Annotated in this window: 23 protein-coding genes, 1 tRNA gene and 1 riboswitch; of the genes, 7 read left to right on the forward strand and 17 right to left on the reverse strand. The window is 69.9% G+C overall.

The window, feature by feature from the left end; genetic code table 11:
• Nucleotides 1-47 precede the first annotated feature (47 nt).
• On the forward strand, nucleotides 48-275 hold the full coding sequence (locus G412_RS33075) for a chorismate mutase family protein (protein WP_051338093.1): 228 nt from the start codon (nucleotides 48-50) through the stop codon (nucleotides 273-275).
• Nucleotides 272-835 carry a hypothetical protein gene (locus G412_RS0103235; RefSeq protein WP_028810807.1) on the forward strand — a complete coding sequence of 188 codons (564 nt, stop codon included), beginning with the start codon at nucleotides 272-274 and terminating at the stop codon, nucleotides 833-835. Before G412_RS33075 ends, G412_RS0103235 begins: the two co-directional genes overlap by 4 nt.
• On the opposite strand, the gene G412_RS33080 is transcribed toward G412_RS0103235, so the two are convergent.
• Nucleotides 731-1,873, reverse strand: a complete 1,143-nt coding sequence (locus tag G412_RS33080; RefSeq protein WP_051338094.1) for a helix-turn-helix transcriptional regulator — start codon at nucleotides 1,871-1,873, stop codon at nucleotides 731-733. The genes G412_RS0103235 and G412_RS33080 overlap by 105 nt on opposite strands.
• 190 nt (nucleotides 1,874-2,063) lie before the next feature.
• On the opposite strand from G412_RS33080, the gene G412_RS0103245 reads away from it, so the two are divergent.
• Complete coding sequence (locus G412_RS0103245) at nucleotides 2,064-2,270, forward strand: hypothetical protein (protein WP_028810808.1); 207 nt, start codon at nucleotides 2,064-2,066, stop codon at nucleotides 2,268-2,270.
• A 161-nt stretch (nucleotides 2,271-2,431) separates the two neighbouring features.
• Here G412_RS0103245 and G412_RS0103250 read toward each other — a convergent pair.
• Nucleotides 2,432-2,516: transfer RNA gene (locus tag G412_RS0103250), tRNA-Leu, on the reverse strand.
• A gap of 390 nt (nucleotides 2,517-2,906) precedes the next feature.
• On the opposite strand from G412_RS0103250, the gene G412_RS0103255 reads away from it, so the two are divergent.
• On the forward strand, nucleotides 2,907-3,683 hold the full coding sequence (locus G412_RS0103255; RefSeq protein ID WP_028810809.1) for an ABC transporter ATP-binding protein: 777 nt from the start codon (nucleotides 2,907-2,909) through the stop codon (nucleotides 3,681-3,683).
• A 63-nt stretch (nucleotides 3,684-3,746) separates the two neighbouring features.
• Nucleotides 3,747-6,296, forward strand: coding sequence for an ABC transporter permease (locus G412_RS0103260; RefSeq protein WP_028810810.1), 2,550 nt, complete (start codon nucleotides 3,747-3,749; stop codon nucleotides 6,294-6,296).
• A 67-nt stretch (nucleotides 6,297-6,363) separates the two neighbouring features.
• On the opposite strand, the gene G412_RS0103265 is transcribed toward G412_RS0103260, so the two are convergent.
• The 4 genes from G412_RS0103265 to G412_RS0103280 form a co-directional block, all read right to left on the reverse strand.
• Nucleotides 6,364-7,674, reverse strand: a complete 1,311-nt coding sequence (locus G412_RS0103265; protein ID WP_028810811.1) for an SAM-dependent methyltransferase — start codon at nucleotides 7,672-7,674, stop codon at nucleotides 6,364-6,366.
• 261 nt (nucleotides 7,675-7,935) lie between these two features.
• On the reverse strand, nucleotides 7,936-9,330 hold the full coding sequence (locus tag G412_RS0103270; protein WP_028810812.1) for an NAD(P)/FAD-dependent oxidoreductase: 1,395 nt from the start codon (nucleotides 9,328-9,330) through the stop codon (nucleotides 7,936-7,938).
• 355 nt (nucleotides 9,331-9,685) lie between these two features.
• Nucleotides 9,686-9,901, reverse strand: coding sequence for a DUF397 domain-containing protein (locus tag G412_RS0103275; RefSeq protein ID WP_028810813.1), 216 nt, complete (start codon nucleotides 9,899-9,901; stop codon nucleotides 9,686-9,688).
• Nucleotides 9,898-10,761, reverse strand: a complete 864-nt coding sequence (locus G412_RS0103280) for a DUF5753 domain-containing protein (protein ID WP_028810814.1) — start codon at nucleotides 10,759-10,761, stop codon at nucleotides 9,898-9,900. The genes G412_RS0103275 and G412_RS0103280 overlap by 4 nt, the downstream gene beginning before the upstream one ends.
• A 218-nt stretch (nucleotides 10,762-10,979) precedes the next feature.
• Here G412_RS0103280 and G412_RS0103285 point away from each other — a divergent pair, with 218 nt between their 5' ends.
• The gene (locus G412_RS0103285) at nucleotides 10,980-11,411 is read left to right on the forward strand and encodes an ATP-binding protein (protein ID WP_028810815.1); all 432 of its coding nucleotides are present in this window, start codon (nucleotides 10,980-10,982) and stop codon (nucleotides 11,409-11,411) included.
• A gap of 26 nt (nucleotides 11,412-11,437) precedes the next feature.
• Here G412_RS0103285 and G412_RS0103290 read toward each other — a convergent pair whose 3' ends face one another.
• From G412_RS0103290 to G412_RS0103340, 11 genes are all read right to left on the reverse strand, one after another.
• Complete coding sequence (locus G412_RS0103290) at nucleotides 11,438-12,400, reverse strand: Ppx/GppA phosphatase family protein (RefSeq protein ID WP_028810816.1); 963 nt, start codon at nucleotides 12,398-12,400, stop codon at nucleotides 11,438-11,440.
• Nucleotides 12,397-12,954 carry a DUF501 domain-containing protein gene (locus tag G412_RS0103295; RefSeq protein WP_028810817.1) on the reverse strand — a complete coding sequence of 186 codons (558 nt, stop codon included), beginning with the start codon at nucleotides 12,952-12,954 and terminating at the stop codon, nucleotides 12,397-12,399. Before G412_RS0103295 ends, G412_RS0103290 begins: the two co-directional genes overlap by 4 nt.
• A 60-nt stretch (nucleotides 12,955-13,014) precedes the next feature.
• Nucleotides 13,015-13,491, reverse strand: coding sequence for an FtsB family cell division protein (locus G412_RS0103300; RefSeq protein ID WP_028810818.1), 477 nt, complete (start codon nucleotides 13,489-13,491; stop codon nucleotides 13,015-13,017).
• A 117-nt stretch (nucleotides 13,492-13,608) separates the two neighbouring features.
• Nucleotides 13,609-14,889, reverse strand: a complete 1,281-nt coding sequence (eno, locus tag G412_RS0103305) for a phosphopyruvate hydratase (protein WP_028810819.1) — start codon at nucleotides 14,887-14,889, stop codon at nucleotides 13,609-13,611.
• 299 nt (nucleotides 14,890-15,188) lie between these two features.
• Nucleotides 15,189-15,872: a LysM peptidoglycan-binding domain-containing protein gene (locus tag G412_RS0103310; protein ID WP_028810820.1), complete on the reverse strand. Its 684-nt coding sequence runs from the start codon at nucleotides 15,870-15,872 to the stop codon at nucleotides 15,189-15,191.
• Between the two features lie 3 nt (nucleotides 15,873-15,875).
• Nucleotides 15,876-16,046, reverse strand: a riboswitch (cyclic di-AMP (ydaO/yuaA leader).
• A 268-nt stretch (nucleotides 16,047-16,314) separates the two neighbouring features.
• Nucleotides 16,315-17,307 carry a LysM peptidoglycan-binding domain-containing protein gene (locus G412_RS0103315; protein WP_028810821.1) on the reverse strand — a complete coding sequence of 331 codons (993 nt, stop codon included), beginning with the start codon at nucleotides 17,305-17,307 and terminating at the stop codon, nucleotides 16,315-16,317.
• A gap of 113 nt (nucleotides 17,308-17,420) precedes the next feature.
• Nucleotides 17,421-18,653, reverse strand: a complete 1,233-nt coding sequence (locus tag G412_RS0103320; protein ID WP_051338095.1) for a cytochrome P450 family protein — start codon at nucleotides 18,651-18,653, stop codon at nucleotides 17,421-17,423.
• Between the two features lie 58 nt (nucleotides 18,654-18,711).
• Complete coding sequence (locus G412_RS0103325) at nucleotides 18,712-19,731, reverse strand: nucleoside triphosphate pyrophosphohydrolase (protein WP_051338096.1); 1,020 nt, start codon at nucleotides 19,729-19,731, stop codon at nucleotides 18,712-18,714.
• A gap of 119 nt (nucleotides 19,732-19,850) precedes the next feature.
• Complete coding sequence (locus G412_RS0103330; RefSeq protein ID WP_028810824.1) at nucleotides 19,851-20,501, reverse strand: SurA N-terminal domain-containing protein; 651 nt, start codon at nucleotides 20,499-20,501, stop codon at nucleotides 19,851-19,853.
• Between the two features lie 71 nt (nucleotides 20,502-20,572).
• On the reverse strand, nucleotides 20,573-21,031 hold the full coding sequence (locus G412_RS33085) for a GtrA family protein (protein WP_037647578.1): 459 nt from the start codon (nucleotides 21,029-21,031) through the stop codon (nucleotides 20,573-20,575).
• The gene (locus tag G412_RS0103340) at nucleotides 21,028-21,999 is read right to left on the reverse strand and encodes a glycosyltransferase family 2 protein (RefSeq protein WP_028810825.1); all 972 of its coding nucleotides are present in this window, start codon (nucleotides 21,997-21,999) and stop codon (nucleotides 21,028-21,030) included. The genes G412_RS33085 and G412_RS0103340 overlap by 4 nt, the downstream gene beginning before the upstream one ends.
• Before the next feature lie 199 nt (nucleotides 22,000-22,198).
• Here G412_RS0103340 and G412_RS0103345 point away from each other — a divergent pair, with 199 nt between their 5' ends.
• Entirely contained in the window at nucleotides 22,199-24,850 is a 2,652-nt protein-coding gene (locus tag G412_RS0103345) for a YfhO family protein (RefSeq protein ID WP_028810826.1), read from the forward strand.
• The last annotated feature ends 36 nt before the right edge of the window (nucleotides 24,851-24,886 follow it).

Below are 24,886 nucleotides of genomic sequence, written 5' to 3' on the forward strand. Positions count from 1 at the left end.
CCCACCGACCTCACCGCCAAGACCAGGAACCGGAACTGGAGCGCACCATGTCCGAAGACATCGCCACCCTCGACGAGCAGATCATCCGCCTCGTCGGCCGCCGCGCGGCAGCCGCCCGGCAGCAGACCCGCGCCCGCGTGAGCTCCGGCAGCTCCCGGACCTCGCTGGCCGAGGAGAACGTGGTCATCGACCGTTACAGCGAGGAACTCGGCAGGCCCGGGGTCAACCTGGCCCTTCTGGTGCTCGGCCTCTCCGACCGGCTGCCCGCCCGGTGATCCCCGTCCACTCCGCCGCCCTCGGCCTGCGCTGTTTCGTGTACGCCCGTACGCCCGGCCCCGGCCCGGACGGCCGGCAGCCCTGGCTCCTCGGCGTCCTGCCCGGCGGCGGCCTCGAACTGCCCAGCGAGCGCCTGGCCGGGGACGCCGCCCCGGCCGACGCGGCCCTGCGCGCCGTGGCCCGGCTCACCGGCCGGGCCCCTCGCCTGGTCGTCCCGCCGGTGCCGCCGCTGGGGCAGCCGGGCGCGGCCGAGCCGCTGTTCCCGCCGCCGTGGTGGATCCGGGCGCCGCACAGCGGCCCCTACGAGACCGAGTACGAGTACGTGATGACCCTGCCCGGCGCCCCGCCGGCCGGCCTGGCCTGGAAGGAACTGGCCGCCGCCCGGGCCCGGGCACACGCCGAGGACGACGAGAACCTGCACCTCGCGACGGCGCTCGGCACGGTCCTGGAGCCGCTACTCGAAGGAAAGATCACCCCGAGTGTGATTCGTGCGATGACCCTCGGACACAGCCGCCGGGGCGTGGGCCGCCCCAGGAGCAGCGCCGCCGCGCCGTGGTGAGCCGCCCGTCGTGACCGCGCCCGGCTCCACGAGCGGGGCGCCTCCCCTGTCCAGACCGATCAGATAGCCGGTCTGGAAGCGGCTCTTCGCGTCGAGTGAGCGCATGATCTCGGCCACGTGACGCTGCACGGTCCGCACCGACATGCCCAGCCGGCGTGAGATGACCTTGTCGTCGAGACCCTCGGTCAGCAGCCGGACGATCGACTGACGCAGATCGTCGGAGACCTGCTTGGCCCACTCGCGGTCGAAGCCCACCGGGAAGGGTTCGGCTGCCCGCCAGGCGGTCTCGAAGGACGACACCATGAACGCCACCAGGTTGGGCTCGTACACGACGACAGCGTGCGCGGAGTCGCCCTGCACGCTGACCACGGCCGCTTTGCGGTCGTAGATCAGCATCCGGTCGGGCCCGTCCGCCAGGGTCCGCACCTCGGCCCCGCGCTCCATCATCCACTCGGCGAACTCCACCGTGTGCTGGCTGTAGCGGGCCGGGTGCTGATAGATCGAACGGCTGCTGACTCCGCGGTCCAGCAGCCGCCCCATGCTGCCACGCGCCTTGAGCAGCGCCTCCGGGTCCCTGGCGCCGCCGGGCTGCACATGGAGCGCCTCGGTCCGGCAGTTGTCCGTGAGCTGGTCGATCAGCCGCCGTACGTCGGCCAGATCGGTCAGCAGTTCCACTTCCCTGGACTGCTGGCGCTGCCGGCCGTTCTGGTAGCAGGGGCCCAACGCGGACAGGGCCGTCCGTATGCGCTCCACGCTCTCGGACTGCTGGCGGATCTGGCGCTCCATCGGCCACAGCAACTGCCCGGCCGCGAACTGCGGCGAGACCACGGTGAGCCGGTCCGGGTGGTCGGCGTCCCGCCGCAGCAGCCGCAGGCCCTCCAGCCGCGCGACGGCCGAGGACAGCTCCGTCTCGTCCAGGCCGAGCGCGCAGCGGGCCTCCTCCGGGGTGAACGACAGCACTCCGGCCGCGTACTCATAGAGCCTCAGGCCGTCGCTGGTCAGCTCCGCGGCCGGCGCTCCCTCCTCGAACGTCTCCATCGCGTTCCCCCCTCGTGTTTGCGACAGGCGTGAATACAGCGGGTCAGATGCTCTGCCGGGCTGCCCGCGATGACGGCAAGCTGACGGCGTCGAAGGCAACCGGGACCCGGCCGGATCGGAATCTGCCGCTCAACGACGCACAGCGACGCTCTGTCCGCACCTTCAGGCTTCTCACTAAAGGACACTCCACATGCAGTCGTTCACTGCTCGAATCGCCCTGATTGTCTCTGGTTTCGCCACGGCACTGGCGCTCATTATCGGCCACTCTGCCGTGGAGTCCACCCCCGGCCGGACTGTTGCCGACAACGGCTGGTCCACCACCGACCCGGCGGTCAAGCTCGACAACGGCTGGTCCGCCCCCGGCCCGGCGGTCATGCTCGACAACGGCTGGTCCTAGACCAGTCGTCTCGAACGGAACATCAGCGGTCGCGGCGATCAGGGATCAGAGAGTCAGAGATCAGGGATCGTGTGACTGGCCCGCCCGTCCGAAGCCCGGACGGGCCGTGGCCCTTTCCGACGGCATCCGGCTCCGGTGCCCGAGTCGGGCCCTACGACGGCTGGTGCCCGGAGCCGGACTTGAACCGGCACGCCCGTGAGGGCAGCGAGGTTTAAGCTCGCCGTGTCTGCATTCCACCATCCGGGCAAGGTGCGCGGCTCCACAATTCGCGGGTCAGAGCCTATCCGGACGCTTCCCCCGAACAGCGGAACACCCGGTCGATGTTGTCTTATTTTATGGGCGCCTGAGGGTGTGTCAGCGCAGGCAATGCGCTGTCGGCACATGCCGGAGGCGGTGTACGGGCACAAAGGGCCGCCTGCGGGAAAGGCGCAAACTCGACTGCGCGCACCTCGCCCGGGCTCAGGGACGGCCCCCGGCACGGCGTCAGGGACGACGTCATACCAAAGGAGGACGGGCGTGCCCGGCGATGCGACTCAAGAGGGCCACCCGAACGGGCACGAGGGCTGATCCGCGGGCGCCGGACGGACGGGACGATGAAGGGGTCCCTTCAAACGTCCCAAACAGGAGCGCCATCTCGTGACCACCACCCCCACCGCCACCGCCCACCGCACCACCGCGGTGGCCGCACGCGCCACGGAACTCTCAAAGGTTTACGGGCAGGGCGAGACCCAGGTGGTCGCCCTGGACCGGGTCACCGTGGACTTCCGTCAGGGTGAGTTCACCGCGATCATGGGCCCGTCCGGCTCCGGAAAGTCGACGCTGATGCACTGCGTCGCGGGTCTCGACTCCTTCAGCTCCGGCTCCGTACGGATCGGCGAGACCGAGCTGGGCACCCTCAAGGACAAGCAGCTCACGCAGTTGCGGCGGGACAAGATCGGCTTCATCTTCCAGGCGTTCAACCTGCTGCCGACGCTCACCGCCGCCGAGAACATCACGCTGCCGATGGACATCGCGGGCCGCAAGCCCGACAAGGAGTGGCTGAACACGGTCATCGAGATGGTGGGCCTGTCCGGGCGCCTCAAGCACCGCCCGACGGAGCTCTCCGGTGGCCAACAGCAGCGCGTCGCGGTGGCCCGCGCGCTGGCCAGCCGTCCCGAGATCATGTTCGGCGACGAGCCCACCGGAAACCTGGACTCGCGCTCCGGCGCCGAGGTGCTGGGCTTCCTGCGCAATTCCGTGCGCGAGCTGGGCCAGACCGTCGTCATGGTCACCCACGACCCGGTGGCCGCCTCCTACGCGGACCGCGTGATCTTCCTGGCCGACGGCCGGATCGTCGACGAGATGCTGCACCCGACCGCGGACGGCGTCCTCGACCGGATGAAGGAGTTCGACTCCAAGGGCCGCACCAGCTGACCCGCACGAGTCCGTACGCGCTCGCTTCCCTCCGGCCGCCCCCACCCCAGGACTGACAGAAACATGTTCCGTACCGCCCTGCGCAATGTGCTCGCGCACAAGGCCAGGCTGCTGATGACCGTGCTCGCCGTAATGCTCGGCGTGGCCTTCGTCTCCGGCACCCTGGTCTTCTCCGACACCGTCGGCAACGCCTTCAAGAACAAGTCCGCGAAGAGCTTCGACCATGTGTCGGTCGCCATTCAGCCCGACCACTCCCGCCCGTCCGACTCCTCCGGCAGCGCCCAGGACGCCAAGAAGAAGCCCGTCCTCACCGACGCCCTGCTGAAGAAGGTCCAGGACCTCCCCGGCGCCGCGTCCGTGATCGGTGACGTCTCCGGCTTCACGGCGCTCGCCGACAAGAACGGCAAGCTCGTCGGCCAGGACTGGGGCACCACCGGCGCCAACCACTTCCCCGGCCCGGACGGCAAGGACGTCCGCTACGACTTCACCGAGGGGTCGGCCCCGAAGCGGGCCGGTGAGATCGCGCTGGACAGCCGCACCGCCGAGCGCACCGGCTACAAGGTCGGCGAGTCCGCCCGGCTGTCCACCGACGGCCGCGTGACCCAGCAGACGATCAGCGGCATCTTCGACACCTCCAACGGCAGTGTGGTGGCCGGCGGCAGCCTGGTGCTGTTCGACAACGCGACCGCGGCCAAGGCGCTCGGCAAGACCGAGTACGACGAGATCGACGTCAAGGCCGCCGCGGGCACCTCCCAGCAGGCGCTCAGGAGCGCGGTCGAGAAGATCCTGCCCAAGGACACCGTGGCCGTCACCGGCGACTCCCTGGCCGCCGACCAGGACGCGATGATCACCCAGCAGACCAGCACGATGAGCCAGGTCCTGCTGTACTTCGCGGGCATCTCGCTCTTCGTCGGCATCTTCATCATCGCCAACACCTTCACCATGCTGGTGGCCCAGCGCACCAAGGAACTGGCGCTGCTGCGCGCCATCGGCGCCTCGCGCCGCCAGGTGACCCGGTCCGTACTGATCGAGGCGCTGCTCGTCGGCCTGATCGCCGCGGTGGCCGGCTTCGTGCTGGGCATCGGTATCGCCATCGGTCTGCGCTCGGCGATCAACGGCCTCGGCGGCTCGCTGCCGGACGGCCCGCTCGTCATCGCCCCCATGACCGGGTTCGTCGCGCTGATCATCGGCGTGGTCGTGACCATGCTCGCCGCGTGGCTGCCCGGCCGCAGGGCCGCGAAGATCCCGCCGGTCGCCGCGATGAACAGCGTGCACGCCTCCCCGACCGTGCGCGGCCTGGTCGTGCGCAACACCATCGGCTCGGTCGTCGCAGCGCTCGGAGCGGGCTCCCTCTTCATGGGCGTGGCCACCGGCGGCTCGGACGGCATGCCGTTCATGGCGCTGGGCGCCGCGCTGATCCTCATCGGCGCCATCGTGCTCACGCCGCTGCTGTCCCGCCCGTTCATCGCCGCCGTGACGCCGCTGCTGAAGCCGTTCGGTGTCACGGGCAAGCTGGCCCGGCAGAACTCGCTGCGCAACCCGCGGCGCACCGCCTCCACCGCCTCCGCGCTGATGATCGGCCTCACCCTCATCACCTCGATGACGGTCGTCGCGCTGTCCATGCAGAACGCCATCAACAAGATGGCCACGGCCTCCCTGAAGGCCGACTACACCGTCTCGATGGCGAACTACCAGCCGCTTTCCCCGGCTGTGCACAAGAAGCTCGCCGCGCTGCCCGAGGTGGCCGCGAGCAGCCCGATGCGCACCGCGTACGGCGAGATCGGCGGCGTCTTCAGCAGCGTCAACGGTGTCGACGGGAAGCGCGTCGGCGACCTGCTGAGCCTCGATTTCACCAGTGGCTCGCTCGACGGCCTGACCGGCAACACCACGGTCGTGGACACGACGACCGCCGAAAAGGAGGGTCTGAAGCGGGGCGACACCGCCTCGGTGAAGTTCGACGACGGCAAGTCCGTCCGGCTGAAGATCATCGGCATCTACGAGCCGAACGAGATGATCAACGGCCTCTTCACGCCGACCGCCGTGGTCGACCCGCATCTGGAGAAGATCACCGACCAGCAGGTTCTGGTGAAGATGAAGGGCGGCACGTCCGACCGGGCCGAGGCCTCCATCGTCAAGGCCCTCGGTGACAACCCCGCCATCAAGATCCAGGACAAGCAGGCGATCAGCGACGAGGTCGGCGGCGCGATCAACCTGATGCTGAACATGCTGTACGGACTGCTGGGCATGGCCGTCCTGATCGCGGTGCTCGGTGTCGTCAACACCCTCGCCATGTCGGTCTTCGAGCGCAAGCACGAGATCGGGATGCTGCGGGCCATCGGCCTCGACCGCTCGAAGGTCAAGCAGATGGTGCGGCTTGAGTCGGTCGTCATCTCGCTGTTCGGCGCGGTGCTCGGCGTAGGCCTGGGGATCTTCCTCGGCTGGGCCGCGGGCAGCGGCATCGCCGACTCGGTGAAGACGTACTCGATGCAGATCCCGGCCGGCCGGATCGCGGTCTTCATGGTGGCCGCCGCGCTGGTGGGCGTGCTCGCCGCGATGTGGCCCGCGCGCAGCGCGGCCAGGCTGAACCCGCTGGCGGCGATCAAGGCCGAGTAGCGGCCTGGGCGGTACGCGCGGAAGTGGGCCGGTCCCCGTCACGGGGGCCGGCCCTTTGCCGTGCGCGTTATCGGGGGGTCGGATTCCAGGTCCGGGCGCGCAGCGGCATCCCTGACGCACCGCCCTCCCCCGGCCGTACGGCGAGGACCTGGTTGACGCCGATCTTGTTGTGCTCGAAGGAGAGCGCGGAGGCCGCCATGTAGAGCTGCCAGACGCGGGCCCGTCCCCGCGAGGTCGCCCGTACGGCCTGTGGCCAGTTGGCCTCCAGGTTGGCGACCCACTGGCGCAGCGTCAGGGCGTAGTGCTCACGGATCGACTCGACGTCGCGGACCTCGAAGCCCGCTTCCTCCAGCGTCCCCACGGTCCGGCCGAGCGGAGCCAGCTCGCCGTCCGGGAAGACGTACGCGTCGATGAACTCGTCGACGTGGTAGGCCTCTTCGTTGGGCTCGGGACGCCGCGCGATCTGGTGGTTGAGCAGCCGTCCGCCGGGCTTGAGCAGGGCGAACAGGTCGTCGGCGTACTCCCGGTACTGGACCGAGCCGACATGCTCGGCCATCCCGATCGAGGAGATGGCGTCGTACGGACCGTCCCTGACGTCCCGGTAGTCCTGCACCCGGATCTCGACGCGGTCGGTCAGGCCCTCGTCGGCGATGCGCTTGCGGGCGTACGCCGCCTGCTCGGCGGAGAGGGTGACGCCGGTGACGCGGGCGCCGTACTCGCGCGCCGCGTGCATCGCCATCGAGCCCCAGCCGCACCCCACGTCCAGCAGCCGCGTCCCTTCCCTGAGCGCCAGCTTGCGGCTGATCAGTTCGAGCTTGGCGTGCTGGGCCTCTTCGAGGGTCAGCCCCTCGGCCGAATCGTCGAAGTACGCGCAGGAGTAGACCATCGAGGGGCCGAGCACGAGTGCGTAGAAGTCGTTGCCGACGTCGTAGTGGTGGCTGATCGCCTCCTTGTCGCGGCGCTTGGTGTGCAGCGGTCCGCTGCGGCGTCTGACTTCCTCGGGGGGCGGGGGCGGCGGCGGCCAGGGGCCCGCGATGGCGATCAGGCCGCGGGCGGCGGCGCGCAGGCGCGGGTCGCGCACGGGGTGGACGCGGGACTTGGTCTCGGCGCCGCGCTCCCAGAGCAGCCCGGCGAGGCGGTCGAGGAGCTCGTACAGATCGCCCTCCACGTCGAGCTCACCTGCCACCCACGCGCGGGCCAGGCCGAGTTCGCCGGGCTTCCACAGCAGGCGGCGCAGCGCGCGGCGGCTTCGGACGACGAGGAGCGGGGCATCGGAAGGGCCGGATTCGCTTCCGTCCCAGGCGCGGATACGGACAGGTAGTTCAGACCCGAGGAGCTCCTCGGCAAGCGTGGTCAGCCGCAGGGCGGCGTCGGCCATGGTGCACACCTCCGTGACAAGTGTTGCCCGGATTACTGAGCGTTCACCCCAGATAACACCGGCGGACACCGCGGAGCATCCCGTTGCCGGGTAAGAGATCAGCAAAGTGAATGGCACCTGCATGCACTGCGCCCCGGAGACGCCGAAGGGGCCGCCCGCACCACGGATGGCGGGCGGCCCCTTCGGGCTGCGCTTACTGCTTACTTGCTGCTTGCTTGCTGCTTTTACCGCTGGTGGAGCGTCAGGGCTGCCGGACGGCCGTCAGGACGCCTTGGCCTTCTCGCTGCCGGCGCTCGCGCTGGTCTTGGCGGCCGGGGCCGGCGCGGGCTTGGCCGCCTCGTAGAACTCCTCGCGGGGAGTCTCCATGGCGCCGAGCGAGACGACCTCGCGCTTGAGGAACATGGCGAGAGTCCAGTCGGCGACGACGCGGATCTTGCGGTTCCAGGTGGGCACGGCCAGACCGTGGTAGCCACGGTGCATGTACCAGGCGAGACGGCCCTTGAGCTTGATCTTCATCTTGCCCATGACGATCATCGCGACACCCTTGTGCAGGCCCAGACCGGCGACCGCACCCTTGTTGGCGTGGCTGTACTCCTTCTGCGGGAAGCCCCGCATGCCGGAGACCACGTTGTCGCCGAGGACCTTGGCCTGGCGCAGCGCGTGCTGGGCGTTCGGCGGGCACCAGGCGTTCTCGACGCCGGCCTTGCGGGCGGCGACGTCCGGGACCTGGGCGTTGTCGCCCGCGGCCCAGATGTAGTCCGAGCCCTGCACCTGGAGCGTCGTCTGGGTGTCCACGTGACCGCGCGGGCCGAGCGGCAGGCCGTAGCGGGCCAGGGCCGGGTTCGGCTTCACGCCGGCGGTCCACACGATGGTGTTGGAGTCGACCTCGAGGCCGTTGTTCAGCACCACGTGGCCGTCCACGCAGGAGTCCATGCCGGTCTTGAGGTAGACCTCGATGCCGCGGGCCTCGAGGTGCTCCTTGCCCCACTTGCCGAGCTCGGGCCCGACCTCGGGGAGGATCTTGTCGGCCACGTCGACCAGCAGGAAGCGCATGTCCTCGCGCTTGACGCTGGTGTAGTACTTGGCCGCGTCGCGGGCCATGTCCTCGACCTCGCCGATGGTCTCGGCGCCGGCGAAGCCGCCACCCACGAAGACGAAGGTCAGCGCCTTGCGGCGGACGTTCTCGTCGGTCGTGGAGTCGGCCTTGTCCAGCTGTTCCAGGACGTGGTTGCGAAGGCCGATGGCCTCCTCCACGCCCTTCATGCCGATACCCTGCTCGGCCAGGCCGGGGATCGGGAAGGTGCGGGAAACCGCGCCGAGGGCGACGACCAGGTAGTCGAAGGGCAGCTCGTACGCCTCGCCGACGAGCGGCGCGACGGTGGCGACCTTGCGGTCCTGATCGATAGTCGTGACCCGACCGGTGAGCACCTCGGCCTTGGGCAGGACGCGTCGCAGCGGTACGACGACGTGCCTCGGCGAGATGCTGCCGGCGGCAGCTTCGGGGAGGAAGGGCTGGTACGTCATGTACGAGCGCGGGTCGACGACCGTGACGGTCGCTTCCGCATAACGCATCTTCTTGAGGATGCGTCGTGCTGCGTACAGGCCTACGTACCCACCGCCTACTACGAGGATCCTGGGACGCTCCGTGGTGCTCATGCCATCGAGTATCCACCCCTCGGAGGGGGGTGGCTCGTGAGCCCCTTCACAAGCTCTCTGGACACCTCTGCTACACTCCGCCGCCCACGTGATCCAGGTCATGGCGCGGCAGGGGAACCACGGTATGCAGCCGGACGTTGGAAACCCCCCGTGAGCTGGACGCACGGGGGGTTTCGGGGGGTGGACCACCGGCCCGCTACGGGCCCGTTTCACCTTGGCGCAACGCGCCGGGAACGGTCGGAAATCCGAGCGGCACGGTGGAGTTGAGGCTCAGGAGTGGCTCCGGACCCACTTTCGCAGGCCAGGAGACCCCAATTCCTTGTGAAGAACTTCACGAAGTTCCTCGTCCGGTCGGCTACAGGGCGCCGCTGCGCAGCGCACCGACCAGATCTCCAACGGCGGCATAGCCGAACAGCAACGCCGGCCCGCTCGGGCTCTTACTGTCCCGCACGGCTACGACCTGACGCTCCGCGTCGACGATGCCGCACTCGACGCATTGGGCACCGGTGTCGGACCGCGACGACTTCCACCAGGTCACGCGCAGGGTGGACGCGTCGGCAATGTGGCTCATGCTTGTTTCCTTATCTCTACGATGCGATCCATCGACGCCTCGACCGACAGGGCAGTCGCACGCAACCGCTCGAAGGCGTCACGGTAGACAGCGACCTGATCCCGGTCCTCGACGTAGAGGGCAGTCGTCAGGCTCTCAGCGTGAACGACGTCAAGGTCGGCATGCTGGTCAAAGCCGAGGACCGTAAAAGAGCCCATCTGCCCGACGTGGGGCGGGCTGTCGGTCGGCAGGATTTGAATGTTGATGTTCGGCCGCTTCCCCAGCGCTTGCAGCCGCCCCAGTTGGTCCCGCATGACGCCCTCGCCGACGCACTGCGTGCGCAACGCGCCTTCGGCGATGATCGCCCACAGATGCAGCGGCTCGTCTCGCGTGAGCACCGCTTGTCGCGCGAGCCGCACCTCGACCAGTGCATCGATCTTCGCCTCGACGGCCGCTGACATGGCAGTCGTCGTGATGATCTCCCGAGCATATTCGCTCGTATGCAGGAGCCCCGGAATGGCGCCCAACTGCCACGTCGCAAGCGACGTCGCTTCCGCTTCAAGGCTGATCAGGTCTTCGTACACCGGAGTCAGAACACCTCGGTACGAGTGCCACCACCCGCGCTGAGCACCCTCACGCGTCAACGTGAGCAGGGCCGCCCTCAGTTCGTCACTGACTTCCCGGCCGAGGTCGACGTACAGGTCGAGCAAGTCGTTGACGTCCTGCTGCTTGGCCGCGCTCTTGGCTGTCTCCAGCCTCGACAGCTTGGCGTTGTTGAACCGCCCTGCCGACTTCTCGACCACATCCTCGAGGGTGAGCTCGCCACGCAAAGCGCGGAGCTTCGCGCCGAGCCTTCGTCGGCGCACGGTGGGCGCGCTCACAGATTCCCCTCCCAGGCCAATGTCCTGACTCACAGTCTGCCGTGCCCGATCTGGCCGTGTCACCTGAACCACCCCCCTGCACCCCACGCCGTTACGAGAGCGAACGTAATTTTCCACTCTTTCGCGAAACGTATTGCGCATGGGCGGGACGCTGGAGCACTCTGTCGCTACGAAGCGTGGTCATGCCGTCACTCACGTGAAGATTCGAGGGGATTCCCATGACGCCTGCCCGGCGAAGCGCGCCGCCCGCCTGTTGTGAACCGCCCGGCGGACCGCCGTCGCAGCTCCTCCTCGCCGGCGATCCACAGTCCGCCCGCGCTGCCCGCGTCTACGTACGTGAGTTCGTCACGCACCACGTGCCCGACGTCAGCGAGGACCACCTGTCAGACATCGCGCTGGTCGCGTGCGAGCTGGTCACCAATGCGATCCGGTACGGAACCGCGCCGGGCGACTCGATCCTCGTCGTCCTCAGCGCGGAGCCCGGCCGTACCCGCATCGAGGTGCACGATCCCTGCCGCCGCCGACCCCGCCCGAAGCCGGAATCCGAGGAACGACAGCGTGGGCGCGGCTTATCCATCGTTCGCGTGCTCGCCGCTCGCTGGGGAGTCGACGACCGCCCGTTCGGCAAGTTCGTCTGGGCGGAGCTGTGAACGTAAGGCCGGCGACCGGCGCGACGTCACTCGTCGCCGAGCGCACAACTCCAACCGATTCCGTCGAGGATGTCGTGCTCGCTGACCAGGACTTCTCGGGCCCCGGTCCGCTCCATGATCTCCAGCAGTACGAGCGCTCCGGCCCCGATCACATCGACCCGGCCCGGATGCATCACGGGGATCGCGGCCCGCTCGTCGTGGGTCGCGGCGAGCAGCTCGCCGGTGATCTCCTTGACCGACTCGTACGGGATGCGGGAGTGGTGGATCACCGCCGAGTCGTACGCCTCCAGGCGCAGCGCGATCGCGGCCACGGTGGTGACCGACCCCGCGAGCCCGACGAGCGTGTGCGCCTCGCGAAGCGGCACGGTCTCCTCCGCGAGGTCGAGCGCGGCGCGGATGTCGGCCCGTATGGCGGCGATCTGGCCGGGGGTGGCCGGGTCGGAGACGACGCCGTCCCGCACCAGGTGGCGCTCGGTCATCCGTACGCAGCCGATGTCGACGGAGCGGGCGGCCCGCACGTGGTCGTCTCCCACGACGAACTCCGTGGAGCCGCCGCCGATGTCCACGACGAGGTAGGGCTTGAGCAGGTCGTCCCGGTCGGCCAGCCCCCTGGTGGCGCCGGTGAACGAGAACTCGGCCTCCTGGTCGCCGGTGATCACCTCGGGCTCCACGCCGAGGATGTCGAGGACACCGCGGACGAACTCGTCGCGGTTCTCGGCGTCGCGGGTGGCCGAGGTGGCGACAAACCGGATCTTCTCGGCGCCGTGCGCCTTGATGGCCTCGGCGTACTCGCGGCAGGCGGCGAAGGTACGTTCCAGTGCCTCGGGGGCGAGACGGCCGGTGCGGTCGACGTCCTGGCCGAGCCGCACGATCCGCATGCGACGGTCGATTTCGTACAGCTCGCCGTACTCGGGGGCGTGCTCGGCGACGAGCAGGCGGATGGAGTTCGTACCGCAGTCGATGGCGGCGACCCTGGTGCTGCTGCTCACTTGCCGTCCTCCTGGCCGCTCCCGGCGGTCTTGTCCTCGCCGCACGGCGTCACGCACGGGCCCTTCGCCCACCACTCGGGCAGCAGCGCGAGCGCCTCGTCACCGAACGGGTTGACGCCGGGGCCGGCCGCCAGCGAGTGGCCGACCAGGACGTGCAGGCACTTCACGCGGTCCGGCATGCCGCCCGCGCTCGGGAAGCCCTGGAGCACCTCGATCGCGTCGCGGCGCCGGATGTAGTCCTCGTGGGCGGCGCGGTAGGCGGCGGCCAGCTCCGGGTCCTCGGCGAGGCGGTCCTGCATCTCCTTCATCAGGCCCGAGCCCTCAAGGGTGCCGATCGCACCGGCAGCGCGCGGGCAGGTGAGGTAGTACAGCGTCGGGAACGGCGTGCCGTCCTCCAGACGCGGAGCCGTCTCCACCACGTCGGGCTGTCCGCAGGGGCAGCGGTGCGCGATGGCGCGCAGTCCGCGCGGCGGGCGGCCGAGCTGCAGCTTGAACGCGTCGATGTCCGCCTCGGTGGGCTCGGTGCGCGGGGTGGTCGGGGGTGCGGCGTCCATGCGTGCGTTCGTGCCTTCGTGTGTGTGGTGACTACGGGTCAATGACGTGCGGGTGGCTCGTTACTTGTCCGGGCGGTCGGCCTGGTCGACGCCGTCCCAGAGGTTCGTGTACCAGGGGCGGTCGGCGCCGCCCTGGTCGACGCGGCGCTGGTCGCGGGCGTCCGGGTCGTACACGGTGAAGCCCGTCTCCCCCGGCCGCACCAGGTGCAGGTGCTCGCGGGCGAGGCGCTCGATGTACGCGTCGTCCTTGAGCCGGGCCTTCTCGTCGCGCAGCTCCTCGACGCGCCGGCCGGCCTCCCGCATCTTCCGCTCCTGGTCGGCGATCTCGCCGCGCTGCGACACGTACTGCCGCATCGGGTAGGCGAGGGCCACGATCAGCGAGCACACGACCAGGACGAGCAGCGCGGCCCGTCCGGTGAGCCGGGACCGGCGGGCCTGACGGCGGGTCTGCGAGCGGTAGACACGGGCGGCGGTCTGCTCGCCGAGCAGCCGCAGCCTGGTCGCAGTGGAGAACCGGTCCCGGTCCTTCCCGGCCATGTCTCTCCCGTCTCCCCTGTACGCGCGTACGTCCCCGCACACGGTACGGGACCGGGTGCGGGGACGCAGGGAGGCTGGGGACTTCAGCCCTTGGCCGGGCTCAGCCCTTGCTGTGCCTTATCCCTTGAACCGAGGGAACGCGCTGCGGCCCGCGTACACCGCGGCGTCGTCGAGGATCTCCTCGATGCGCAGGAGCTGGTTGTACTTGGCGACGCGCTCGGAGCGGGCCGGGGCGCCGGTCTTGATCTGGCCGCAGTTGGTGGCGACGGCGAGGTCGGCGATGGTGACGTCCTCGGTCTCACCGGAGCGGTGGGACATCATGCACTTGAAGCCGTTGCGCTGGGCCAGCTCGACGGCGTCCAGGGTCTCGGTCAGCGAACCGATCTGGTTGACCTTGACGAGAAGGGCGTTGGCCGACTTCTCCTCGATGCCGCGGGCCAGGCGCTCCGGGTTGGTGACGAACAGGTCGTCACCGACGAGCTGCACCTTGTCGCCGAGCTTCGCGGTGACGGTGTTCCAGCCGGCCCAGTCGTCCTCGAACAGCGGGTCCTCGATGGAGACGAGCGGGTACGCCGCCACGAGCTCCTCGTAGTACTCCGTCATCTCGGCGGCCGAGCGGGACTTGCCCTCGAACTCGTACGCGCCGTCCTTGTAGAACTCGGACGCGGCGACGTCGAGCGCGAGCGCGATCTGCTCGCCGGGGACGTAACCGGCCTGCTTGATGGCCTCGACGATGAGGTCGAGCGCGGCGCGGTTGGAGTCCAGGTTCGGGGCGAAGCCGCCCTCGTCGCCGAGACCGGTGGACAGGCCCTTGGACTTCAGGACGGCCTTGAGGGTGTGGTACACCTCCGTGCCCCAGCGCAGGGCCTCGGAGAACGACTCGGCGCCGATCGGCGCGATCATGAACTCCTGGATGTCGACGTTGGAGTCGGCGTGCGACCCACCGTTGAGGATGTTCATCATCGGAACGGGCAGCAGGTGCGCGTTCGGGCCGCCGAGGTAACGGAAGAGCGGCAGGTCCGACGCCTCGGAGGCGGCGTGCGCGACGGCGAGGGAGACGCCGAGGATGGCGTTGGCGCCGAGGGAGGCCTTGTTCTCGGTGGCGTCCAGGTCGAACATGGCCTGGTCGATCAGGCGCTGCTCGGTGGCGTCGTAACCGACGAGCTCCGGGCCGATCTGCTCGATGACGGCGAGGACGGCCTTCTCGACACCCTTGCCCTGGTAGCGGTTCGGGTCACCGTCGCGAAGCTCGATGGCCTCGAACGCTCCGGTGGAGGCACCGGACGGAACAGCAGCACGACCGGTGCTGCCGTCGTCGAGGCCGACCTCGACCTCGACCGTGGGGTTGCCTCGGGAGTCCAGGATTTCCCGGGCTACGACGACGTCGATGGACGGCACGAGCATCTCCTTCTGGGATGTGACGCTAGGGGTGCAGGGTCACTTTGGCCTTGCGACAAGAGCCTAACCGGCTCGGGGGCATCGGTCGGCCGTTCGCCCGCCCCCTGGGACAAGAAGAGGTCCGAATACCCGCAATAGCGGACGTAAGTCTTGGGGGAAGCTGCCACGTACTGGGACTACCGGGCAGTAACCGCAACCGGAAACCCCGGCCCGGCGCGCACGGGGGAAGCGCGCCGGGCCGGGGTGGTCCGGAGTGCCGCGGCGCCGGCCGGAATCCGGCCGGGGCGCCGCGGGCCGGGTCAGCCGAGGTGCAGCTGCTGACCCGGGTGGATGACATCGGCGTCGTTGACGATGTCCTTGTTCAGCTCGAAGAGCTTTTGCCAGCCGCCCTTGACCTTCTTCGCCTCGGCGATCTTGCCGAGGGTGTCGCCGGCCTTGACCTTGTACTCGCCGTCACCCTTCTCGATCTTGGCGGGGGCGGCGGGCTTCGCGGTCTCGGCCTTGGGCTCGGCACGGACCTCGCTGCGCGAGGCGGGCTGCTCGGCGGCGCGCGGGGCGGCCTGCTCCGTGGCGGAACCGGACGAGGTGTCGACACCCGGGTCGACACCGTCGTTGGTCAGACCGCCGGCGCCGGCGCAGGCCCAGGCGCCCGGGCCCTGCATGTCGAGCAGCTTCTCGGCGGTGGCGATCTGCTGTGCCTTGGATGCCTTGTCGGCGGTCGGGGCGTACTGCGTGCCGCCGGCCGCGGCCCAGCTGGAGGCGGAGAACTGCAGGCCGCCGTAGTAACCGTTGCCCGTGTTGATGGACCAGTTGCCGCCGGACTCGCACTGGGCGACAGCGTCCCAGGTCTCGACGGAGGCGGCGGAGGCCGAAGTCGCGCCCATCAGCGGGACGGCGACAGCGGCGCCGGCGACACCGGCGAGCGCGGCGAGCCGGGTGGCCCTGGACGGGCGGCGGTGCTTGGCGTTGCTGGAAAACAGCATGCGACATCTCCTCACCGACGCCTACGAGGTGAGCTGTCGGGTTCGGGCCAAGTGAGTGCCCGGCGCGCGACTTGCGTCACGCGGCTTAACCCCAAGCCGGTTCCGTCCGTCTTCCGACGTCCGGGCCCGGCGCCTACCTGGGTCCCCCGCTCCTGCCTACGGCGCTTTACGCGTCAGTTCCCCCCGACCGACGGCAGGATTCGGCGTGACGGTCGACGGGGCCCGCGGTGGCGAGCGGTTCGACCGTAAACACATGAACCCTTGATGTTCAAAAAGGCTCATCGGGGAGATATCGCCCTTCCCGACCCCTGCGCGGTCCACATCCGCGCAGGTCAGAGGCGGATCGGTGGGATCGTCCGGGCCACGCAGGCCAGTTGAGGCAAAGAGACCCTTGTCTCACTTACTTCAACCAGGACATAGCGGCCCGAACTACCCTCCGAAATCACCCCAGATCGAGGCTCTGGCCAGGGAGGATGAGGTCCGGGTCGGACCCGACGGTCTCCTCGTTGGCGGCATAGAGCGCCGTCCAGCCGCCGCGCACGTCGTGGGCGTCGGCGATGGCCGAGAGGCTGTCGCCGGTACGGACGGTGTAGGCGCCGCCGTCGACGCCTTCAGCGTCCTCGGCACCCTCGGCCTCCTCGGCACCCTCGGCATCCCCGGCCTTGGCGGCCTCACGTGTCGGTCCGTCACCTCGGGAGGCATGGCGGCCCGATTCGCGGTCGATGCCCGCCTCGCCGGATACGGCGCCGGCGCCTTCCCGAGCCTCTTCGCCGCGGTGCTTGCCCTTGGGGGCGCCCTCCCCGGTGGCGGGGGCAGTGGGCTCCCCGGCGGGCGCGCCAGGGGTCTTGGCGCCCTCGGACGGCGTCCCGGACTCCGGGGGAGCTGTCGGATCGGCGGACTTCACCGTCCCGTCGGCCGCACCGGACTCCGCGCTTCCACCGTCGGTCCCGGCGGGCGTCCCGGCCGACTGCGGGGTCTCGGAGCTCTCGGGCGTCTGGGCCGGCGCCGGCTCGGCGCTCGCGCCACCGTCGCCCGGCGCGGCGTCGCCGCCCTCCGCGTCACCCTGCGTCAGGCCGGAGATGAGCGCGCAGCTCGGCCACGCCTGCGGCCCCTCCTCCGCCAGTACCTTTTCGGCCACCTGGATCTGCTGGGAGCGGCTGGCCAGGTCGGCGCGCGGCGCGTACGCCGTACCGCCGAACTTCTGCCAGACCTCCGGGGAGAACTGAAGTCCGCCGTAGTAGCCGTTGCCGAGGTCGGCGCTCCACGTGCCGCCGCTCTCACAATCGGCGACGCGGTCCCAGGTCGTGGCTTCGGCGGCGTTCGCGCCGGTCGCGCCGAGCAGCGGGATGGCGATGGCCGATCCGGTTACTCCTGCCGCGACGACGAACGCTGGAGCCTGACGGGGGCGGCGGTGTCTACCGTTCCCGGAGCGCATGCGGTGGGCCTTTCGAGTGACGGCTGAGGTTGACGGTGAACGTAGCGGCACTCGATCGTTTGTTACAAGTCGATGCAGCGCAGATCACGTGAAGGTCTCGATGTGACGCAGCGTCACTTCTTTTCGGTGCCGAACTCCACCGGCAGGGTGCGCAGTCCGCGCATGATGAGACCGCCACGCCACCGCAAATCGTCAGGTTCTACCGCGAGTCGCAAGCCCGGAAGGCGGCGCAGCAGCGTCGCGATGGCGGTCTGCCCTTCGAGGCGGGCCAGCGGGGCACCGAGGCAGTAGTGGATGCCGTGCCCGTAGCCGAGGTGCTGATTGTCACGGCGCGCGAGGTCGAGGGTGTCCGGCTCGGTGAAGCGTTCGGGGTCCCGGTCGGCGGCGGCGAGTACGACGAGTACGGGGTCGCCGGCGGCGATGTCCTGGCCGCCGAGCGTCAGCGGCTCGGTGGCGTACCGCCAGGTGGCCAGCTCCACGGGCCCGTCGTAGCGCAGGAGTTCCTCGACGCCGGTGGCGAGCAGTTCCGTGTCCCCTTCGGCGAGCGCGCGCTGGAGGCGCTCACGCTGCTCCGGATTGCGCAGGAGCGCGTACACCCCGTTTCCGATCAAATTGACCGTCGTCTCAAATCCGGCAAACAGCAGGATAAAGGCCATCGCGGCGGCCTCGTTCTCGGTGAGGTGCTCGCCGTGATCACTGGCCCGGATCAGCCCGGAAATCAAATCTTCACCCGGCTCTTCCCTTTTACGGTGAATGAGCTCGGCGAGGTAGTTGCGCATTTTCTTCACCGACCGCGCGACTCCCCCACGCGGCCCGCCGCCATGGCGGATCATCATCCCGGCCCAGTCGCGGAAGTCGTCCTGGTCCTCGCGCGGTACGCCGAGCAGGTCGCAGATCGCGTAGATGGGCAGCGGGAACGCGACGTCATGAATAAGGTCAGCCGTCCCCTCCCCCTTCTCCACAAAGGCGTCGATGAGCTGGTCGGTCAGCTCCTGCACACGCGGCGCGAACTCCGCCACCGTGCGCGGTGTGAACGCCTTCGACACCAGACGCCGCAGGCGCGTGTGGTCCGGCGGGTCGATGTTCAGCAGGTGCGTCATCAGCTCGGCCTTGCGCTCGCCCGGAATGCCGGTCTTGCCCTTGGCGTGCGCGGAGCCGGCGTGGTGCGCCGGGTCCTTGGACAGCCGCTGATCGGCGAGCGCCTGCCGCGCATCGGCGTACCGCGTCACCAGCCACGCCTCTACCCCACTGGGCAGCACCGTCCGGTGCACGGGCGAGTGCTCCCGCAGCCAGGCGTACGCCGGATAGGGATCAGTGGCGAACTCCCAGGTGAAGAGCTCGGGCATGGGGTCACGTGGGTTCAGATCATGCGGCACGCGCTCGACCGTAACCCGTCCGGTGAAGCTAGGCGGTGTGGCCCTCTGCCGTGCGGATCGCGTCTCGGTATGTGCGGGCGGCGGCTCGCAGGGCTGCTTCCGGGTCGACGCCGGACTGTTCCGCGCGTACCGCCATGGCGAGCAGTTCGTAACCGATGCCTTCGCCCGCCGGGAGGGGGACGTCGAGGTTCGCGTGGCGGGCGCGGGAGGAGAGCTTCGCGGCGAGGGCAAGGCCGGGCTGGCCGAGGGGGACGCCGTCGGTTGCCGAGTCGCGCTGCTTCTCGATCGCCTTCGTACGGAGCCAGTGCTCCTTGACGTCCTCCGGGGTCTCGGCGGTGTCGTCGCCGAAGACGTGGGGGTGGCGGTGGATGAGCTTCTCGACGATCGTTGCGGCGACGTCGTCGATCGAGAAGGGCTCGGCTCCGTCCTCCGGGCGGCCTTCCTGGGCGATGCGTGAGTGGAAGACCACCTGGAGGAGTACGTCGCCGAGCTCCTCGCGGAGTTCCTCCCGGTCGCCGTCCTCGATGGCCTCGACGAGTTCGTACGCCTCCTCGATGCCGTACTTCGCGAGGCCCTTGTGGGTCTGCTGCGAGGACCACGGGCATTCGCGGCGGATGCGGTCCATGACATGGACCAGGTCGAGGAGGCGGGCGCCCGGCAGGTCGTACGAGCCGGGCAGCAGCTCCAGGTCGGGCATCTGGACCCGGCCGGAGCCGGCCAGCCTGGCGAGGCCGTCGGTCAGGGCCTGGTCGCCCTCCCCCGACGGGCCGGAAGGAATGACCACCACCGTGCGGTCACCCGCGCACGCGTCGACCAGCTCCTGGGCGGTCGGGGCCGCGTGCTCGACGGTGACTCCCGCCTCGCGCAGGTACGGCAGCAGCGGGTGCTCCGCGTCGGCGCACACCACGCGGTCGGCGGCGCGCAGCGTCTGCCAGGCGGGCCAGGACAGGAGCCCTGGCGCGACGCGGTGGCTGGCGGTGAGAAGGACGATGCGGCCGGGGGCTGCCGGTGCGGATGCGGATGCGGATGCGGATGCTTCGCTGGTCACGTTGTCGAACGTACCTCGGAGGCAGCGGGCGGCGGCGCGGCCCCCCGGTCCGGACGCCCTCTGGGGGCGGGCCGGAGCGGGGCCGGAAGGTCTGAGCCCCCGGCCCCGGCGCCCCGCCGCTACGCGCCCGCCTCCGGTGCCGCCGCTTCCTTCGTCACCTGGGTGATCCACGGGGTCTTGTAGTCGCCAAGCTGCATCTTCTCGTCGTCCCACGTGCCGTAGCGCGGGTTGACGTCGATGTCGAGCGCCTTCGACGCGTCGACAAACGCCTCGTTCACCTTCCGCTGGCCCTCCGGCGTGTTCGTCGCGCCGATCTTCGCCGCCAGCTTGCCGACCAGCACGTCCCTGCGCAGGGCCGCGTCGATCTGGTCCGGGGCGACGCCGCGCTGCTGGAGGTACATCGCGGCGAGCTGCTCGGCGCCGCCGGCCTGCTCGACCGCTTCGCCCCGCGCCCGCTGGACCTCCTTGCGGCTCACGGTCGCACCGGCGTCGTCCGCCGCCCGCTGCACGATCTTGTCCACGATGAGGTCGTAGAGCTTCGCGCGGCCGAGCTGCCCGGTCGAGCCGATGAGCTGGGCGGACTGCGGCGATGCCTGCTGCGCCTGGCGTACGTCCCTGACCTGCGTCTGGAGTGCGGCGACCTCGATACGGCCGCCACCCACGACGGCCGCGGCTCCTGGATGCGCCTCGTTGCCGCACGCGGAGAGGAACGGCGCCGCGGCCAGAAGCGCGGCGGTAACGGAGAGCGCGGTGCGACGGCGGCGGTGCAAAGGGTGCCTCCCGGCGGTGATCGTGCGGCATAACAACGAAAGTGCGACGAACGACCTTGCGGTGATCGATGTTAGGCAGTCGGAGTGGTCCGGGCCACTGATTCGCCCAACGATTCGTTCGTGTTCGTGGATGCGCTGCCCCGGAGGGACCGGGAGTCGGGAGCGGGACCGCCGAGCATGATCATGCGGGAGACGACGAAGGTGATCGGGATCGCGGCGGCCGCGGCGATCAGCGGGGCGTACGTGCTGTTCAGCCGCAGGACGTCCACGAGGAGATACACGCCCGCTGTGGTGATCACGAAATTCGCCGCGTTGGTGAGCGGGAAGAGCAGGAACTTCCGCCAGGTGGGGCGCGTGTTGTAGGTGAAGCGGCAGTTGAGGAAGAACGAGCCGGTCATGCTGAGGGCGAAGGCCAGGACGTGCGCGCCGACGTACGGCAGCCAGGGCAGGAGCAGCAGGTAGCAGGCGTAGTACGTCCCGGTGTTCACCACTCCCACCAGGGCGAACATGACCAGCTGGCGACGGATCATCGGCGTACGAGCTCCCGGTCCCTCACGAGGGCGGGCGCGGCGGGCGCCGTCTCCACATTCGTCGCCTTCACCAGGAAGTGCGGGCGGCGTTTCACCTCGTAATAGATACGGCCGACGTATTCGCCGACGACACCGATCATCAGCATCTGCACTCCGGCGAGCGCCGTGACGGCGACGAGCAGCGTCACAAAGCCGGGGGTTTCCACACCGTTCACGAGGGCGACACCGACAATCCATGTCGAATAGGCCATGGCGACGGTGACCAGTAGCAGGCCGAGATAGAGCGCGGCCCGCAGTGGCTTGTCATTGAAGGAGATGAGGCCGTCGAGTCCGTAGTTGAGCAGCTTCGAGAAGGTCCATTTCGAGCGGCCTTCTTCGCGTACCGCGTTCTCGTACTCGAAGGTGACGGTGCTGAATCCGACCCAGGCGAAAAGGCCTTTGGAGAAGCGGTTGTACTCGGTGAGTTCGAGTACGGCGTCGACGCTGCGGCGCGACAGCATGCGGAAGTCGCCGACGCCGTCGACGAGTTCGACGTCGACCAGGCGGTTGATGAGCCGGTAGTACGCACGGGCGGCAAGCGTACGCGTGACCCTGTCGCCCTTCCGGGTGCGCCGGGCGACGACCTGGTCGAAGCCCTGCTCGTGCAGCGCCACCATGCGGCGGACCAGCTCCGGCGGGTGCTGGAGGTCGGCGTCCATGATGACGACGGCTTCCCCCGAGGCATTGCGCAGACCGGCCAGCATCGCCGCTTCCTTGCCGAAGTTACGGCTGAAGGAGACATAGCGGGTGCGGGGATCGGATCGCGCGATCTCCTGGAGGATTGCGAGCGTACGGTCCTTGCTTCCGTCGTCGACATAAACCAGCTCGACGGGGTGGCCGAGGCTGCCGAGTTCTTCCGTCACGTGCTCGTGGAAACGACGGATGATCTCCTCTTCGTTGAAGCACGGGACGACGATCGAGATGAGCACGGCTCTCTCCTCCAGGCAGTCAGCTCAGCGAAGAACAGCCGTCGGATATGGCGGAGTCCGACTCTCCACATGACGTGTCGGCAACCAGCGAGTGAACTCGCCGCGCTTTGTGCGTTTTTGGGCAGCCGCAGTGTCATTGAGGTCTCTTTTTCCGTCACATGCTGGCTTATTCGGTATCGGGCCCAGTAGAAGGATCAACATGTCGATTACGGAAGCGGCCAGAGGCCGTGCGGCGGCGCTGTCCGCGTTGATCACGGTGGTCTCGGTGTGCGCCGGTGACGCGATCGCCCGCTCCTTCCCCTTCGGGCCGCGCACGCGCGCCGTCAACGACCTGGGCAACCAGTTCGTGCCGTACCACGCCCGTCTGTGGGACCTGCTGCACGGGCGCGCGGACGGCGGGGCGCTGGTCAACTGGCAGTCCGGATACGGCACGAGCTTCCTGCCCGACCTCGGTACGTACGTCAGCAGTCCCTTCGCGCTGCTCGTCGGCCTCTTCCCGCGTGACGAGATCGACCTCGCCGTGTACGTGATCACCGTGCTGAAGATGGCCGCCGCGGCGGCCGCCATGACCGTGCTGCTGCTCGCGCTGCGCGGGGGCGCGGGCGCGTGGTGGGCCGCGGGGGTGCTCGGGTCGTCGTACGCGCTGTGCGGGTGGGCGGTCACCGAGGCGGTGTACAACCCGATGTGGATGGACGGCCTGATCGCGTTCCCGCTGCTGTGTCTGGTGGGCGAGTGGGTGCGTACGGGCCGTCATCGCCTCCTGGGTCCGGTGCTCGTGGCTCTGGCGTGGGCCGCGAACTTCTACACGGCGTACATGGCGACGCTGGGGGCCGGGCTCGTCCTGCTGATGCGGGTGCTGACCGCCGACGGCTCGGCGCCAGTACGGGAGCGGCTGGGCGTACTGCTGCGTGCCGCCGGCACCACGCTGCTCGGAATCGGCCTGGCGGCGCCGGTGCTGGCGGTCGTCTTCGCCGGGTCGAAGCAGGCCTATCCGGGCTGGGCGCGGGAGTTCGCGCCGTCGGGCTGGACGGACGTGTTCGCGCGGGCGCTGCCCGCGACGTACAGCTTCTTCACGCCCGCCGGTTTCCTCGGCACCGGCGGGCTGGTGCTCGCCGGCACGCTGCTCTTCAACCGGGCGGTGCCCCGGCGCGAGAGGCGGGCGTGGACGCTGCTCGTGGTCGCGGTGGCCGTGTCGATGCAGTGGGGGCCGACGCACCTGGTGTGGCACGCCTTCGCCACGCCGAACGGCAGCCCGTACCGGCAGACGTTCGTGCTGGCCGGGGTGCTGGTGATAGCGGCCTGGGTGTCGCTCTCGTACGGCTGGCCGGGGCGGCGCGCGCTGCTCGGCGGGACGGGCGTGGTGGCGCTCGTGGCGGTGGGCGCGGCGGCGAGCCCCCGGATCACGTCGTGGACGTACCCGCTGGTCGTGGCGGGGGTGGCGGCGACGGTGGGGGCGGTGATGCTGGCACGGCGGGCACATCCGGCCGGTCCGGCGTCCGCGGACACGCCCGCGGCCCGTCCGGCGTCCGAGGACCGGGGGCCTGGGCCGGGCCCCCGTTCCGGGAAGGGGCGGGTGGGGGAACGCCCGGCAGGGCACAGCCCCGGCACCGCACCCCGCCGCAACCGCAAGACGCTCGCCGTAGCCGCCGCGCTGCTGCTGGTCGGTGCGCAGGTCGCGCAGGCCGCCCTCACCACCGCGTACGCCGACCGCCGGCGTCTCGCGAAGCTCGACGACTACGCGCCGTGGGGCGACCGGCAGCAGGCCCAGGCGGACGCGGTCGCGGAGGCGGACGGGTGGCCCGCCTACCGCACCGAGCCGGGCCGTGAACAGACCACCGCCAACGACCCCTTGGCCGTGGGCGGCCAGGGGGCGGCGTACTACAGCAGCCACACCCCCGACGTCCTCACCCGCACACTCGCCGCCCTCGGCGCCGGCTGGACGTCCAACGGCCGCGCCGTCCAGAGCCTCGACAACCCGGTGACCGACGCCCTCTTCTCCGTCGGCGCGCGCGTGCACATGCCGCGCGACCCGCATCAGCGCTGGTCAACGCCCGACGACCGCAAGATGACGGTCACGCGCGCCGCGACGCCGCAACTGGTCACCGTGCGCCCGCCCGGCCCCGAGCCGCGCTTCGCCGCCTCCCCGTTCCACAACCAGGAGAAGCTCCTCGGCGCCCGCGTCTACACCCTCCCGCGCACCGCCCTGCGCGACGGCACGCTGACCGCCGCCTGCCCCGCCCGCAGCGAGGTCTTCCTCTGGGCTCCCGGCTTCTTGGGTACGGCGCGACTCGGACGCGGCGGTACGGCGGCCGAGCTGCGCGGCGGCCTCCCCGCGCGGCGGGCCGCGATGCAGCCGCTCGGAGCGGCCGGGGAAGACGGCCGCGTCGTGATCACGCTGAAGGGCGCGGGAGCCGGCAAGCTTCCGCGCGAGAGCGTCGGATGCCTGGACCGGGACCGGCTGGCCGACGCGGTCGACGGCCTGCGCTCGGGCGGCGCGACCACGGTACGCGTCACCGACAGCGGCGTACGGGCCGCGCTGCCGCCCGGCGCGAGGGGAACGGCCGTCTTCGCCATGCCGCGCATCACCGGCTGGAGCTGCCGCACGGACGGCGCGAAGGCCCGCCCCGCCGCCTCCTACCTGGGCCTGGTCGCCGTCCCCCTGGACGGCCGCACATCTGCTGTGACCTGCGACTTCACTCCACCTGGGCTGCGCATCGGCGGGCTCGCCGGCGGACTGTCGCTGCTCGTGCTCATCGTGGTGGGCGTGCTGCCCCGTGCGCCGGCCCGGCGTCGCAGGAGCCACACGAAGACTTCACCCGACGACCATCGGCTCGTGGCCCGCACGGCATGAGCTGCGGCGTACGGTCGGCCGCCTGCCCCCCACCCA

This window comes from Streptomyces flavidovirens DSM 40150 (genome assembly GCF_000429085.1).
In the GTDB taxonomy this organism is placed as follows: domain Bacteria; phylum Actinomycetota; class Actinomycetes; order Streptomycetales; family Streptomycetaceae; genus Streptomyces; species Streptomyces flavidovirens.